This window comes from Acidovorax sp. sif1233 (assembly GCF_019218755.1).
Lineage (GTDB): Bacteria > Pseudomonadota > Gammaproteobacteria > Burkholderiales > Burkholderiaceae_C > Acidovorax.
Window position 1 is genome coordinate 789,835 of sequence record NZ_JAHUWZ010000001.1, and the last position, 12,774, is coordinate 802,608.

A 12,774-nucleotide genomic window follows, 5' to 3' on the forward strand; every position below is an offset into this window, starting at 1 on the left:
CGTTCTCCGGTCGGGTTGAAGAAAGGTCGTGGAAGCAGGTACCGGAAGGCGACTGTAGGCAGCCCGCGCGGCACGCACAACGATGGAATTTGTGGAGCGATGCGATAAAAAAATGATGGATGGAAGGATGCCGGGCGCTGCGTTCACGCCACTGCCATCCGCCATCGTGCTGCGCGCGGTCCAGGGCCGGTGAAACCAGCGCGGCCAGGCCGCCGCGTCTTCTTTTTCTTTTTTTCTTTTTTCCTTCTCCCACGCCACAGGACAGGGAACGGGTCCGAAGGCGGCCCCGAGGGCCGCCCCTCAATCCGTGACGCCCGGCACCTGGCTCAGATAGCCGTGCAGCGCCGCGATGGCCTGGCGCACCTTGGCGGGCTGTGCGTCGCGCTGGGGCGTGACGGCCCAGATGTCGAGCGTGCCGAAGGACCAGTCGGGCAGCAGCCGCACCAGCTGCCCGGTCTGCAAGGCCTCGTGTGCGTCCATGCTGCCCACGAGCGCAAGGCCCAGGCCGGCCTCGCACATCTGCTGGATCGACAACTGGTTGTTGCTGGCGATGCGCGGCTCCACCCGCAGCGCGCGCGGTTCGCCCGTGGGGCTGCGCAGATCGATCAGCAGGCCGCCGCTCTCGCGCGCAAAGCCCAGCCAGCTGTGCGACAGCAGGGCGTCGGGGTCCTGCGGCACGCCATGGTTGGCCACCCACCCGGGCGAGGCGCACAGGTACCACCGCATCCCGCCCAGGCGCCGGGCAGCCCAGCTGGAGTCGGCCAGCCGCCCGTAGCGCACCGCCAGGTCGATGCGGGCGTTGATCAGGTCGATGGGCGAATCGTCCACCAGCAGCCTCAGGCGCAAGGCAGGGTGGGCGGCCAGCAGCTCACCCAGCGCGGGCGCGATGTGCCGTGCAAAGCCCACGGTGGCCGAAAGGCGCAGCTCGCCGCTGGGCGCATCGCGCGACGCCGCCAGCTCGGCGCGTGCCTGCTCGGCCGCGGCCCACATGGCGGCGCAGCGCGCGTGGTAGCGCTGGCCCGCCTCGGTGAGGGCCAGCTTGCGGGTGGAGCGGTGCAGCAGCGTCACGCCGCCGTCGCTCTCCAGCCTGCGCACCTGCTGGCTCACGGCCGAGGTGCTCATGCCCAGGGCGCGGGCCGCGCCACTCATCGAACCGTGCTGCACCACGGCGGCGAACACGGCCATGCGTTTGAGGTCTTCCATCGGTGAATTTGCTTGATCGTGAAGCTGGTCTTCAAAGTGAAGGCATTTTTAGCCCTCTAGTGCGGTCTTTGACAAGCCCATATTCTCACCCTATCGCAACTTTGAACCGAGGAACTCCCCATGAACATCGCCCTGATTGGTGCCACCGGCTTCGTCGGCTCGGCCGTGCTCGATGAACTGCTGCAGCGCGGCCACCGCGTGACCGTGCTGGCCCGCAACCCCGGCAAGCTGGCCGCGCGTGAAGGCCTGACCGTCGTCGCCGCCGACGCGCAGGATGCCGCCCAGGTCGCCAAGGCCGCCGCCGGCCACGATGCGGTGGTGAGCGCCTACAACCCCGGCTGGACCGTGCCAGACATCCACGACCAGTTCCTCAAGGGCACCCGCGCCATCATCGACGGCACCAAGCAGGCGGGTGTGCGGCGCCTGCTCGTGGTGGGCGGCGCCGGCAGCCTGTTCGTGGCGCCCGGCGTGCAACTGGTGGACACGCCCCAGTTCCCGGCGGAATGGAAGCAGGGGGCCCTGGCCGCGCGCGAGGCACTCCACTGGATCCGCACCGAAAGCACCCTGGACTGGACCTTCCTCTCGCCCCCCATCCTGCTGGCTCCCGGCGAACGCACGGGCCAGTACCGCCTGGGCACCGAAGCCCCGCTGATGAACGGCGACCAGCCCGGCGGCATCAGCGTGGCCGATCTGGCCGTGGCCATTGCCGATGAGCTGGAAACGCCGCGGCACCTGCAGCAGCGGTTCACGGTGGCGCACTGAGCCTGGGCATCCCGGCCGGCGCGGCGGCGGGCCACCGGGGGTGCGGGCGGGGGCTGCATCCCGGCCGACGGCATCTCAGCCGGTTCGCCTACAGGCGCATGGGGCCGCAGCACCTGCAGGCGGCGGGATTGATGTGTAGATTGGTGGTGCCGGCGACGCCTGCAAGCGCAGGCAGGCCGGCCGGCCACGCTGCTGCCCTTGCCGCCCACCCGGGTGCGGCGCCAGAGCAGGGCGTGTTGTCCCGCCCCACTGCTGCCTGTCGGAGTACCTTCGTGCATTCGATCTCTACCGCCTTGCCACCCGTCCCCGCCCCCGCAGCATGCGGCGGGGCGCAACGTCCTCCCTCTCCCGTTCCCTGGCCGCGTACCCTGGCACTGCTGGGAGTGTTGGGGGCACTCGCCACGGCGGCGGGTGCCCAGGATGCGGCGCTGCAGACCGCCCCCGAACCCCGGCGCATGTTCATCGACGGCGCACGCGCCGCGAGCGATGTGGGCCTGGTGTCGGTGGGGGTGCAGCTGCCATGGGAATGGCGCCGTTCCTTCCTGGGCGGCGAATTGACGGGGCACTGGGACGCCCACATCGCCCACTGGCGCGTCCCTGCGGGCTCGGCGGCGTCCGATCGCAGGCACTGGACGCAGCTGGCCCTGGTGCCCACGCTGCGGCTGCGCTTCGATGGCGGGCGTTCGGCGTGGTTCATGGAAGGCGGCATCGGCGTTTCGGTGCTGGACGGGCACTACGCGATGCGGCACAAGGCCTTCAGCACACGCTTCAATTTCACCGACCACCAGGGGATCGGCTTCAACTTTGGCGCGCGCCGCCAGCATGAGCTGATGTTGATGGTGCGCCATGTCTCCAACGGCGGCATCCGCAAGCCCAATCCCGGAGAAGATTTTGTCCAGGTGCGCTATGGACTGGCATTTTGAGCCGGTGCCCTGGTGCAGGCGGTGTCGATGCTCCTCAATTCATAGCTGCCAGGGCTTGGGTGGCGGGCGCAGGAGGCTGTTTTCGTCTCAAGGCCCCGGGGCGGTGGCGCGTGGGCCCCTGTCGGCAGCCGTGCGTGCTCCGCGCCGGGGCGCGTCCCGTCAGCCGTCGATCAGCTTCGGGTCCCACGCAAACACGGTCTGCTCCTGCTCGCCCAGCTTCTCGATGCCCAGGCGCATCATGTCGCCGGGCTTGAGGAACTGCGCCTGGGGCTTCTTGCCCATGCCCACGCCGGGCGGGGTGCCGGTGGTGATCAGGTCGCCGGGCTCCAGCGTCATGAAGCGGCTCAGGTAGCTCACCAGCTGCGCCACGGTGAAGATCATCGTGCGGGTGCTGCCAGTCTGCTGGCGCTCGCCGTTCACGTCCAGCCACATCGACAGATTCTGCGGGTCGCCCACCTCGTCGGCGCTCACCAGCCAGGGGCCGATGGGGCCGAAGGTGTCGCAGCCCTTGCCCTTGTCCCAGGTGCCGCCGCGCTCGAGCTGGTATTCGCGCTCGGAGATGTCGTTGATGGTGCAGTAGCCGGCCACATGCTGCAGCGCGTCCGCCTCGCTCACATAGCGCGCGCGGGTGCCGATCACCACGCCCAGCTCCACCTCCCAGTCGGATTTGACCGAACCCTGCGGCAGCACCACGGGGTGGTTGCAGCCCACGGCGCAGTCCACCGTCTTGGTGAAGACGATGGGCTCCTGGGGGATGGCCATGCCGGCTTCGGCCGCGTGGTCGGCGTAGTTCAGGCCGATGGCGATGAACTTGCGCATGCCCGTCCACGGCACCGCCAGGCGGCCCTGGGGCACGACGGGCAGGGTGGCGGCATCGATGGCGGCCAGCGCGGCCAGGCCAGAGGGTGACAGGGTGGCGGGGCTGATGTCGGGCAGCACGCCGCTGAGGTCGCGCACCGTGCCGTCGGTGTGCAGGAGTGCAGGTTTTTCCTGGCCCTTGGGGCCGTGGCGAAGCAGCTTCATGGTTCGTAGTGGTGAGGGGTTGGATGGTGGGTGGCGCGGAACGCAGAGCGTAGATGAAATCAGTTGGACCAGCCGCCGTCGATGACCTGGGCGGTGCCCGTGGTGAACGATGACTCGTCGCTCGCCAGGTACACCGCCAGCGCGGCGATCTCCTCGGCCCGGCCCAGGCGGCCCATGGGCTGGCGCTCGACGAAACCTGCTTCGACGGCGGCCAGGCTCTGGCCCGTGGCCGCGGCCTGCGCGGTGATCCGCTCCTGCAGCGACGGCGACATCACTGTGCCCGGGCAGATGGCATTGCAGCGGATGCCCTGGGCCACGAAGTCGGCGGCCACCGACTTGGTCAGGCCCACGACCGCCGCCTTGGTGGTGCCGTAGACGAACCGCCGGGGCGCGCCCTTGATGCTGCCCGCCACCGAGGCCACGTTGATGATGGACCCGGCGCCGCGCGCCAGCATGCCGGGCAGGAACGCGCGGATGGTGCGAAATTGCGCGCGCACGTTCAGATCGAACGCGAAGTCCCACTCGTCGTCCGTGCAGTCGAGCACACTGCCCGCGTGTACAAAGCCCGCGCCGTTGAACAGCACGTCCACCGGCCCCACGGCTGCTGCGGCATCGCGCACGGCCTGGGCCTGGGTCACGTCCAGCACGCGGGTCTCGCAGCCGGTGTCGTGCTGCAGGGTGGCCAGCGCGGCGGCATTGATGTCGGTGGCGATCACCCGCGCGCCCTGGGCCGCGAAGGCAATGGCGGTGGCGCGGCCGATGCCCTGGCCGGCGGCGGTGAGAAAGGCGGTCTTGCCTGCAAGTCGGTGTGTCATGGAATGCGGGGCGTGAAGCGTGGGTGGGAGTGCTGTGGGGCAGGGGTGGGCGCCGTCAGCCCGTGAACCAGCGCAGCGGCGCCAGCACCGTCTGCGGGAAGATCACCATGATGAACATCACCGCGAACTCGGCCGCCATGAAGGGCAGCACGCCGCGCGTCACCTCGTCCATCTTCATGCGCCCCACACCGGCCACCACGTTCAGGATGGTGCCCACCGGCGGCGTGACCAGGCCGATGGAGTTGTTGATGATGAACAGCACGCCGAAGTACACCGGGTCGATGCCCGCGGCCTTGATCACCGGCATCAGCACGGGGGTCAGGATCAGGATGGTGGGCGTCATGTCCATCGCCGTGCCCACCAGCATCACCAGCACCATGATCGCGATCAGCAGCAGCGTCTGGTTGCCCATGAAGGGTTTGAGCAGCTCCACCATCTGTGCAGGCAGGTTGGCCACGGTGATGAGCCACGACGACACCATGGCCGCCGCCACGAGGAACATCACCACCGCCGTGGTCTTGGCCGCGGTGGTGAAGATGGGCAGCAGCGCGCGCAGCGGCAGCTCGCGGTAGATCACGCTGGCCACGAACAGCGAATACACCGCCGCGACCACCGCGGCCTCGGTCGGTGTGAACACGCCCATGCGCAGGCCCACCAGGATGAACACCGGCAAGGTCAGCGCCCACACCGACTCACGCGCGGTGCGCCAGACTTCGGCTGCAGTCTTCTTCTCCGGCATGGCCAGCACCTCCTTGCGGCCCACCCACCACCAGGTCACCGCCAGGCCCACGCCGATCATGATGCCCGGCACGATGCCCGCGATGAACAGCTTGCTGATCGACACGTTGGCCGCCACGCCGAAGATCACGAAGCCGATGCTCGGCGGAATGATGGGCCCGATGACGCCCGAGGCCGCGATCAGCCCGCCCGACACCTCCTTCTTGTGCCCGGCCTTGACCATCATCGGCAGCAGCAGCGCCGTGAGCGCCGCCGCATCGGCCACGGCCGAGCCCGACAGCGACGACAGCAGGCAGGCGGCCAGGATCACCACATAGCCCAGGCCTCCCTTCACATGCCCCACCAGCGCCAGCGCGAAGTTCACGATGCGCTGCGACAGCCCGCCCACGTTCATGATCTCGCCGGCCAGCATGAAGAAGGGCACGGCCAGCAGCGGAAAGCTGTCGGCGCCATTGATGAAGTTCTGCGCCAGGATCTGCGCGTCGAACAGATCGAGTTGCCACATCAGCGCGACGCCGGCGGCCAGCAGTGCATACGCGATGGGAATGCCCAGCGCCATGGTGCCGATGAGGGCCCCCAGAAAAATCAGCACGGTCATGTGTTGTCTCCGTTATTTTTGATGTGCCATCTGTGTGTGCATGCGTGCTTACTTGCTCACTCGCCGCGCTGCTTCGGGGGGCAGGCCCAGGGCTCGTGCGGCCGCATCTTCGCGCGCCAGTTCAGCCTGCAGGGCTTCGATCTCTGCCTGTTCTTCGGACTCCTTGACCATCACCAGCTCGTTCTCGCTGGCCTTGCCGGTCAGCACGCGCAGCAGCTGCAGCGTCAGCAGGAAGCCGGCGCACACCGAGAACACCACGCCCGAGGCATAGAAGATGGCCATCGATGCGCCCGTGACCGGGGCCTCCACATCCCAGTTGATCTTCATCTGCTGCCAGCTGCCGTCGAAGAACAGCCAGGTGATGTAGAGCATCAGCACGTGGCCCAGCGCCATGCAGGCTTTCTTGCCCCGCACCGACAGGCGCGACACCAGCATGTCGGTGCCCAGGTGCGCGTTCTCCTTGATGGCCGCCACCGCGCCCAGGAAGGTGATCCACACGAAGAGCCAGCGCGACAGCTCCTCGCTGACGGCGATGCCGGAGTTGAAGACGTAGCGCAGCACCACGTTGCCGAACACCAGCACCACCATGGCGGCCAGCGCCAGTGCGATGAGGAGGTTGATGGCCCGGACGTAGCGGTCGATGAAGGTATTGAGCATGCTGAGGTCTCCGTGGATGGCGGGGCCGGTCTGTTTTTTTGAGGCGTTCAGAGCGCCGCGCCCTGCAGCAGCCCGCGCGCGGCCAGGTTGGCGATGAAGGCCCGCAGGCCGAAGCGCCAGGGCGGCGCGCTCTCGCTGTGCGCCACGGTGTTGTGCAGCGCGCCCAGCCAGGCGCTCTGGATGCTGACCACGTCGCCCAGCTTGTGGGTGAAGCCGCCGCCGGGCTGGTCGCGGTCTTCGATGGGCGCGAACAGCGTGCCCAAAAAAAGCATGAAGCCGTCCGGGTACTGGTGCGCGGCCAGCGTCTGGGCCACCAGGTCGGCCGGGTCGCGGCTGATGCTGGCCATGGTGTTGATGCCGCGCAGCGTGAAGCCGTCGGTGCCCGCCACGCGCAGGTGCACGGTCTCGTTGCGCACCTGGTCCAGCCCGAAGCCGGCGTCGAACAGCCGGATGAACGGGCCGATGGCGCACGAGGCGTTGTTGTCCTTGGCCTTGCCCAGCAGCAGCGCGCTGCGGCCCTCGATGTCGCGCAGGTTCACGTCGTTGCCCAGCGTGGCACCCACGATGGCGCCACGGCTGTTGACGGCCAGCACCACCTCGGGCTCGGGGTTGTTCCAGGCCGAATCGGCGCGGATGCCGATCTCCTCGCCCGTGCCCACCGATGCGAGCACCGGCGCCTTGGTGAAGACCTCGGCGTCGGGGCCAATGCCGACTTCGAGGTACTGCGACCACAGGCCTTTGTCCTGCAGCAGTGCCTTCAAGGCCATGGCCTGCTCCGAGCCCGGGCGAATGTCGGCCAGGCTCTCTCCGATGAGTCCCACCACCTGGCTGCGCAGGCCCTGGGCCCGGGCCGCGTCCCCGCGCGCCTGCTCTTCGATCACGCGCTCGATCAGGCTGGCCGCGAAGGTCACGCCAGCCGCCTTGACCACCTGCAGGTCGCAGGGGGCCAGCAGCCAGGGGCGGGACGTGTCGCGCACGCCATGCTGGCCGGTTTGGCTGTTGGCCAGCAGTTCGTCCACGCTGCACAGGTACTGGCCCTCGGCGGCTCCCACTGCCTCGGCGGGCGCGGGCGTGTCCAGCAGCGTGCTCATGGTGGGGTAGTGCCGGCTCAGGTCGAACACGCCACCGGTGCGCAGGGCCACCACCGCCGGGCCGGGCACGGCGCCGTGCACCCAGGCGCGGCCGACCAGGGTGCCGGCCAGGCCGTCGTCGGGAAGAATGTGGGCGCGCGCCGCCCCACCGGCCGCTGTGGCCGCTGTCGTTTCACTCATGGGAGTTCCTTGGAAAAGAGTTCTGAATCGGTGCCGCGCCCGCCCAGGCGCAGCGTCTCAATGGTTGTGGCGCGGCGTGTGTTCGGAAATGCACCGGTAGTCCAGCGCAAAGTCGAGCGTCGCGCCATCCACCAGCTGGCCGGTCTTCTCGCGGTACAGCGCCTCCCAGGGCGACTGGCTTTTGGGAACAGGCGGCGCGGGCAGTTCGCGGCGGCGGCGCTCGATCTCCTCGGGGGCCACCAGCGCGTCGCACCGGCCGGCGTTCAGGTCGATGCGGACCATGTCGCCGCTGTGCAGCCAGGACAGGCCCCCGCCCACCGCGCTTTCGGGGGAGACATTCAAAATCGACGGGCTGTCGGCCGTGCCCGACTGGCGCCCGTCGCCCAGCGTGGGCAGCGTGTTGATGCCGCGGCGGATCAGCGCGTCGGGCGGCTGCATGTTGACCACCTCGGCCGAGCCGGGCCAGCCGATGGGGCCCGCGCCGCGCATCACCAGGATGCAGCCTTCGTCGATGCCGAGCGACGGGTCGTTGATGCGCGCGTGGTAGTCGTCCGCGCCTTCGAACACCACGGCGCGTGCTTCGAAGATGCCTTCCGCGCCCGGTTGGCTCAGGTAGCGCTGGCGGAAGGACTCGGAGATCACCGAGGTCTTCAGGATGCCGAAGTCGAACAGGTTGCCGTGCAGTACCAAAAAGCCGGCTTTTTCCATCAGCGGTGCGTTGAACGGGAAGATCACCTCGCGGTCGCGCGTCTCGCGGCCCTGCAGGTTGTCGGCCAGTGCCTTGCCGGTCACGCTCAAGGCATCGGCATGCAGGCGGCCCGCCTGCTGCAGCTCCCACATCAGCGCGGGCACGCCCCCGGCGCGGAAGAACCTCTCGCCCAGGTATTTGCCGGCTGGCTGCATGTTCAGCAGCAGGGGCAGGTCGTAGGCATGCTGTGTCCAGTCCTCGGGGCGCAGGTCCACGCCCGCGTGGCGCGCCATGGCCATGATGTGCACCTGCGCGTTGCTGCTGCCCCCCGCCACGCTGACCACGGCCAGCGCGTTGAGAAAACTCTCGCGGGTGAGGATGCGTGAAGGGCGCAGGTCCTCGTAGGCCATGTCCACGATGCGCCGCCCGGTCTCGTACGCCATCTGCCCGCGTTCGCGGTAGGGCGCCGGAATGGCGGCGCAGCCCGGCAGCGAGAGGCCCAGCGCCTCGGCCACCGCGTTCATGGTCGATGCGGTGCCCATGGTGTTGCAGTGGCCGGCCGACGGCGCGCTGCTGCAGGCGCGCTGCAGGAATTCTTCCTCGTCGATGTCGCCCGCGGCCAGCTGGCGGCGGCTGCGCCAGATCACGGTGCCCGAGCCCACCAGTTCTCCATCGTGCCAGCCGTCCAGCATGGGGCCGCCCGAGAGCACGATGGCCGGGATGTCCACCGTGGACGCCGCCATGATGCCCGCCGGGGTCGTCTTGTCGCAGCCGGTGGTCAGCACCACCGCGTCGATGGGGTAGCCGTACAGGATCTCCACCAGCCCCAGGTAGGCCAGGTTGCGGTCCAGCGCGGCGGTGGGGCGGCGGCAGTTCTCGAAGATGGGGTGCACCGGGAACTCCATCGGGATGCCCCCGGCGTCGCGGATGCCCTCGCGCACGCGCCGCGCCAGGTCCACATGGATGCGGTTGCAGGGCGACAGGTCGCTGCCGGTCTGCGCGATGCCGATGATGGGGCGGCCCGAGCGCAGCTCCTCGGGCGTGAGCCCGTAGTTCATGAAGCGTTCGAGGTAGAGCGCGGTCATGTCCGAGCGTGCGGGGTCGGCAAACCACTCGCGGGAGCGGAAGGGGCGGCGGGGTGTTTTGGTCATGGATCGCGATGTGTCAGCAGGCGGGAAGGGCGCTGCAACAGGGGTTGGCATGTTTGACTCGAACCACAAACCGTTCGGGCTGAGCCCGTCGAAGCCTCGCGCGGCGCTTCGGCCGCTCGGTGAACGGTTGTGGCGGAGCAGAAAAGTTACTTGCCGCCCCGCACCTTGGCAAGTTCGGCGTTCATTTCGCCGGTAGTTTCCTCGCCGAATTCCTTGGCGTACTTGGCCAGCACCGGCTGCAGCTTGGTGCGCATCTTGGCCTGCTCGGCCGGGGCCAGTTCGGTCACCTGCATGCCCACTTTCTTGAGCTCGCCCAGCGCCTTGTCGCTGAACGCACGGATGGTCTTGCGCTCGAACAGGGTGGCTTCGCGCGCGGCGTCCTGCACGATCTTCTGCTCCTGCGCCGACAGCCCATCCCAGGTCTTCTTGGACATCAGCAGCACCCAGGCGCTGTACATGTGGCGCGACAGCACCAGGTGCTTTTGCACTTCATAGAACTTGCTCGACAGGATGGTGGCGGGCGGGTTCTCCTGCCCGTCCACCGCGGCCTGCTCCATGGCCGAGTACAGCTCGGTGAAGGGCATGGGCGTGGCGTTGGCACCCAGGGCGTTGAAGGTGTCCAGGAACAGCGGGCTCTGGATCACGCGCAGCTTCAGGCCCGCCAGGTCTTCCGCCTTGGTGATGGCGCGGCGCGAGTTGGTCACGTGGCGAAAGCCGTTCTCCCAGAAGCCCAGGCCCACCAGGCCCTTTTCGGGCAGCTTGGCCAGCAGCTTCTGGCCGAACGGGCCGTCGAGCACCGCGTCGGCCTCCTGCTCGTTGTTGAAAGTGAGCGGCAGGTTCAGCACGCCGAAGGGTTTGATCAGCGCCATCAGCGTGGAGCTGTCGGGCACCGTCATCTCCAGCGTGCCGCCGCGCAGTGCCGAGGTCATGCTCACGTCGTTGCCCAGGGAGCCGCTGGCGTACAGCTTGGCCACCAGCTTGCCGCCGCTTTTGGCAGAGAGCTGCTCGGCAAAGTGCTTGACGGCCTGCGCCTGGGGGTGGTCGTCGTTCAGGCCGATGCCGACCTTGAACACGTGGTCCTTGATCTGCGCCGACACGGGTGCGGCCACGGCGGCCAGGATCGTGGCCGCCAGGGCCAGGGCTTTGAATTGCATGGTGTTTGTCTCCGGATATGGAATGGCTGGGGCACGGTGGGGCACGGCCAAAAAACGGTCCACCGGCGCCATCGGGTCTCTGCGGGACCCTCCCGACGCAGGCGAGAGATTAGGTTTCGCGGGGCGCGGGGTCCACTCACTTTTTTGCTAGCATCCATTCCAAATGCTGATGACTTGCCGTGGCCTCCACCCCCGTGTCGGGTAAACCCTTGTCGATGGCGCAGGCCTGCGCGCGGCTGCGCTTTCGGCACCTGCAGTTCCTGGACATCCTCGGCCAGACGCGCAACCTGCGCCTGACGGCCGAGCAGATGCACATCACGCAGCCGGCGGCCACCAAGATCCTGATGGACATCGAGGACATCCTGGAGGCGCGGCTCTTCGAGCGCCTGTCGCGCGGCATGCGGCCCAACGAACTGGGCCTGTTCACGCTGCGCTACGCGGCCAGCGCGCTCGCCGGGCACCGCAAGTTCGTCGATGAGTTCAATGCACTCAAGGAGGGCGGCCACGGCCACCTGGCGATCGGCGCCATCACGGGATCGGCCGCGCACGTGCTGACGGCGTCGGTGGCCGAGATCCAGCGCCTGCGCCCGCTGCTGGTGCTCAAGGTGCTGGAGCAAAGCAGCGACCAGCTGATCGTGTGGCTGGCCGAGCGCAAGATCGACCTGATGATCGGGCGCTTCACCGACGACGCGCACCGCACGCAATTCCACTACGAACGCCTGTCCAGCGAGCCGCTGCTGGTGGTGGGCGGCCTGCACCACCCCCTGCGCGGCGCGCGCGACCTGGACATGGCCGAGCTGTCGCACTGGCCGTGGATCCTGTACCCCGCGTCCACCGCGGTGCGCAAGGTGTCGGACGACATCTTCGGGCGGAGCGGCCTGGCACTCGGCTCGGGCGTGGTGGAGACCCCGTCGTTCCTGTTCGCGCTGGAGATGATGCAGGCCACCGACATGCTGTCGCTGCAGCCCCAGGCGCTGGTGGAGCGCTACATCGCCAAGGGCCTGCTGGCCCGCATCCCCGTGGACCTGCCGGACCGCATGCCCGACTACGGCCTCATCACCCGGCTGGGGGAGCCGCCCACGCCCGCCATGCAGGCCTTCACCGACGTGCTGCGCGAGGTGGCGAACCCGGTGACCGATGCGCCGTGACGGGGGGGCTGGCGCCGGCCGCCGTCAATAACCAGCGGTTATTGAAAATGCATGCTCCCGCCTCCGTGCCGGGGCCGTTATGCTCTGCGCCCTTTCCCTGAATCTTCTGCGACCCTTTTCCCCATGCAAGACACCCCCGACACGCCCGACACCATCCAGGAGCCTCGCCGTTGGAGCGACGGCCAATGGACCGCGCAGGTCATCAAGAACGAAGACGACGACGGCTGGGCCGTGTCCATGACGCTCAAGGGCGAGACGGAGCCCGCGCTGGTCGGCCCCTGGACGATGGGACGCGACAAGAAGAACCCCAAGCCGCTCGATGTCTCGGCCTTCCACACCCTGGTCAAGACCGCCAGCGAGGTGTTGCGCCGCCACGAGCAGCAGTTGCATGCACAACTCCACAAGAACGTCGCGGTCACGGTCAATGGCCAGCGCCTGCGCGTGCAACTGGCCATCGTGCCCGACGAAGAGGGCGCCACGGCCACCCTGAGCGCCCAGGATGAACTGGGCGAGGAACTGGCGCGCGTGCCCGTGCCGCCCACGTTCAAGCTCACGCCCGCCAGTGCCACCGCCTGGGCCGAAGCCGGGTTCGAACGGCCCCGCTGACGGTGCAGGCAATTGCCTGGGCGACGGCCCGCCCCGC

General features: G+C 68.5%; 12 protein-coding genes. 4 read left to right on the forward strand and 8 right to left on the reverse strand.

Going from position 1 to position 12,774, the window contains the following annotated elements; all coding sequences use genetic code 11:
- Window positions 1-300 precede the first annotated feature (300 nt).
- Window positions 301-1,203 carry a LysR family transcriptional regulator gene (locus KW843_RS03605; RefSeq protein WP_218293705.1) on the reverse strand — a complete coding sequence of 301 codons (903 nt, stop codon included), beginning with the start codon at window positions 1,201-1,203 and terminating at the stop codon, window positions 301-303.
- A 120-nt stretch (window positions 1,204-1,323) separates the two neighbouring features.
- Here KW843_RS03605 and KW843_RS03610 point away from each other — a divergent pair, with 120 nt between their 5' ends.
- A complete protein-coding gene (locus KW843_RS03610; RefSeq protein WP_218293707.1) occupies window positions 1,324-1,965 on the forward strand; it encodes an NAD(P)-dependent oxidoreductase in 642 nt (213 codons plus the stop codon).
- A 383-nt stretch (window positions 1,966-2,348) separates the two neighbouring features.
- Window positions 2,349-2,888, forward strand: coding sequence for an acyloxyacyl hydrolase (locus KW843_RS03615; protein WP_218293709.1), 540 nt, complete (start codon window positions 2,349-2,351; stop codon window positions 2,886-2,888).
- Between the two features lie 159 nt (window positions 2,889-3,047).
- On the opposite strand, the gene KW843_RS03620 is transcribed toward KW843_RS03615, so the two are convergent.
- The 7 genes from KW843_RS03620 to KW843_RS03650 all read right to left on the reverse strand — a co-directional run bounded on the left by KW843_RS03620 (window position 3,048) and on the right by KW843_RS03650 (window position 10,983).
- Window positions 3,048-3,911, reverse strand: a complete 864-nt coding sequence (locus KW843_RS03620) for a fumarylacetoacetate hydrolase family protein (RefSeq protein ID WP_218293710.1) — start codon at window positions 3,909-3,911, stop codon at window positions 3,048-3,050.
- A gap of 59 nt (window positions 3,912-3,970) precedes the next feature.
- The gene (locus KW843_RS03625; RefSeq protein ID WP_218293711.1) at window positions 3,971-4,726 is read right to left on the reverse strand and encodes an SDR family oxidoreductase; all 756 of its coding nucleotides are present in this window, start codon (window positions 4,724-4,726) and stop codon (window positions 3,971-3,973) included.
- Between the two features lie 55 nt (window positions 4,727-4,781).
- Window positions 4,782-6,062 (reverse strand): TRAP transporter large permease, encoded by a 1,281-nt coding sequence (locus tag KW843_RS03630; protein WP_218293712.1) that lies wholly within the window; start codon window positions 6,060-6,062, stop codon window positions 4,782-4,784.
- A 48-nt stretch (window positions 6,063-6,110) separates the two neighbouring features.
- A complete protein-coding gene (locus KW843_RS03635) occupies window positions 6,111-6,719 on the reverse strand; it encodes a TRAP transporter small permease (RefSeq protein WP_218293714.1) in 609 nt (202 codons plus the stop codon).
- A 47-nt stretch (window positions 6,720-6,766) separates the two neighbouring features.
- Window positions 6,767-7,990 (reverse strand): fumarylacetoacetate hydrolase family protein, encoded by a 1,224-nt coding sequence (locus KW843_RS03640; RefSeq protein WP_218293715.1) that lies wholly within the window; start codon window positions 7,988-7,990, stop codon window positions 6,767-6,769.
- 57 nt (window positions 7,991-8,047) lie between these two features.
- The gene (locus KW843_RS03645) at window positions 8,048-9,829 is read right to left on the reverse strand and encodes an IlvD/Edd family dehydratase (protein ID WP_218293716.1); all 1,782 of its coding nucleotides are present in this window, start codon (window positions 9,827-9,829) and stop codon (window positions 8,048-8,050) included.
- A gap of 146 nt (window positions 9,830-9,975) precedes the next feature.
- On the reverse strand, window positions 9,976-10,983 hold the full coding sequence (locus KW843_RS03650) for a TRAP transporter substrate-binding protein (RefSeq protein ID WP_218293717.1): 1,008 nt from the start codon (window positions 10,981-10,983) through the stop codon (window positions 9,976-9,978).
- Between the two features lie 215 nt (window positions 10,984-11,198).
- On the opposite strand from KW843_RS03650, the gene KW843_RS03655 reads away from it, so the two are divergent.
- Both KW843_RS03655 and KW843_RS03660 read left to right on the forward strand, forming a co-directional pair.
- Window positions 11,199-12,131: a LysR family transcriptional regulator gene (locus tag KW843_RS03655; RefSeq protein ID WP_218294425.1), complete on the forward strand. Its 933-nt coding sequence runs from the start codon at window positions 11,199-11,201 to the stop codon at window positions 12,129-12,131.
- A 123-nt stretch (window positions 12,132-12,254) separates the two neighbouring features.
- Window positions 12,255-12,737 (forward strand): hypothetical protein, encoded by a 483-nt coding sequence (locus KW843_RS03660; protein WP_218293718.1) that lies wholly within the window; start codon window positions 12,255-12,257, stop codon window positions 12,735-12,737.
- Window positions 12,738-12,774: the final 37 nt, after the last annotated feature.

Bases quoted from the DNA above. Each gene is read 5' to 3' on its own strand.
- KW843_RS03620 (WP_218293710.1), bottom strand. From the start codon at position 3,911: ATGAAGCTGCTTCGCCACGGCCCCAAGGGCCAGGAAAAACCTGCACTC.
- KW843_RS03660 (WP_218293718.1), top strand. From the start codon at position 12,255: ATGCAAGACACCCCCGACACGCCCGACACCATCCAGGAGCCTCGCCGT.
- KW843_RS03635 (WP_218293714.1), bottom strand. From the start codon at position 6,719: ATGCTCAATACCTTCATCGACCGCTACGTCCGGGCCATCAACCTCCTC.
- KW843_RS03655 (WP_218294425.1), top strand. From the start codon at position 11,199: ATGGCGCAGGCCTGCGCGCGGCTGCGCTTTCGGCACCTGCAGTTCCTG.
- KW843_RS03630 (WP_218293712.1), bottom strand. From the start codon at position 6,062: ATGACCGTGCTGATTTTTCTGGGGGCCCTCATCGGCACCATGGCGCTG.
- KW843_RS03640 (WP_218293715.1), bottom strand. From the start codon at position 7,990: ATGAGTGAAACGACAGCGGCCACAGCGGCCGGTGGGGCGGCGCGCGCC.
- KW843_RS03605 (WP_218293705.1), bottom strand. From the start codon at position 1,203: ATGGAAGACCTCAAACGCATGGCCGTGTTCGCCGCCGTGGTGCAGCAC.
- KW843_RS03650 (WP_218293717.1), bottom strand. From the start codon at position 10,983: ATGCAATTCAAAGCCCTGGCCCTGGCGGCCACGATCCTGGCCGCCGTG.
- KW843_RS03625 (WP_218293711.1), bottom strand. From the start codon at position 4,726: ATGACACACCGACTTGCAGGCAAGACCGCCTTTCTCACCGCCGCCGGC.
- KW843_RS03645 (WP_218293716.1), bottom strand. From the start codon at position 9,829: ATGACCAAAACACCCCGCCGCCCCTTCCGCTCCCGCGAGTGGTTTGCC.
- KW843_RS03610 (WP_218293707.1), top strand. From the start codon at position 1,324: ATGAACATCGCCCTGATTGGTGCCACCGGCTTCGTCGGCTCGGCCGTG.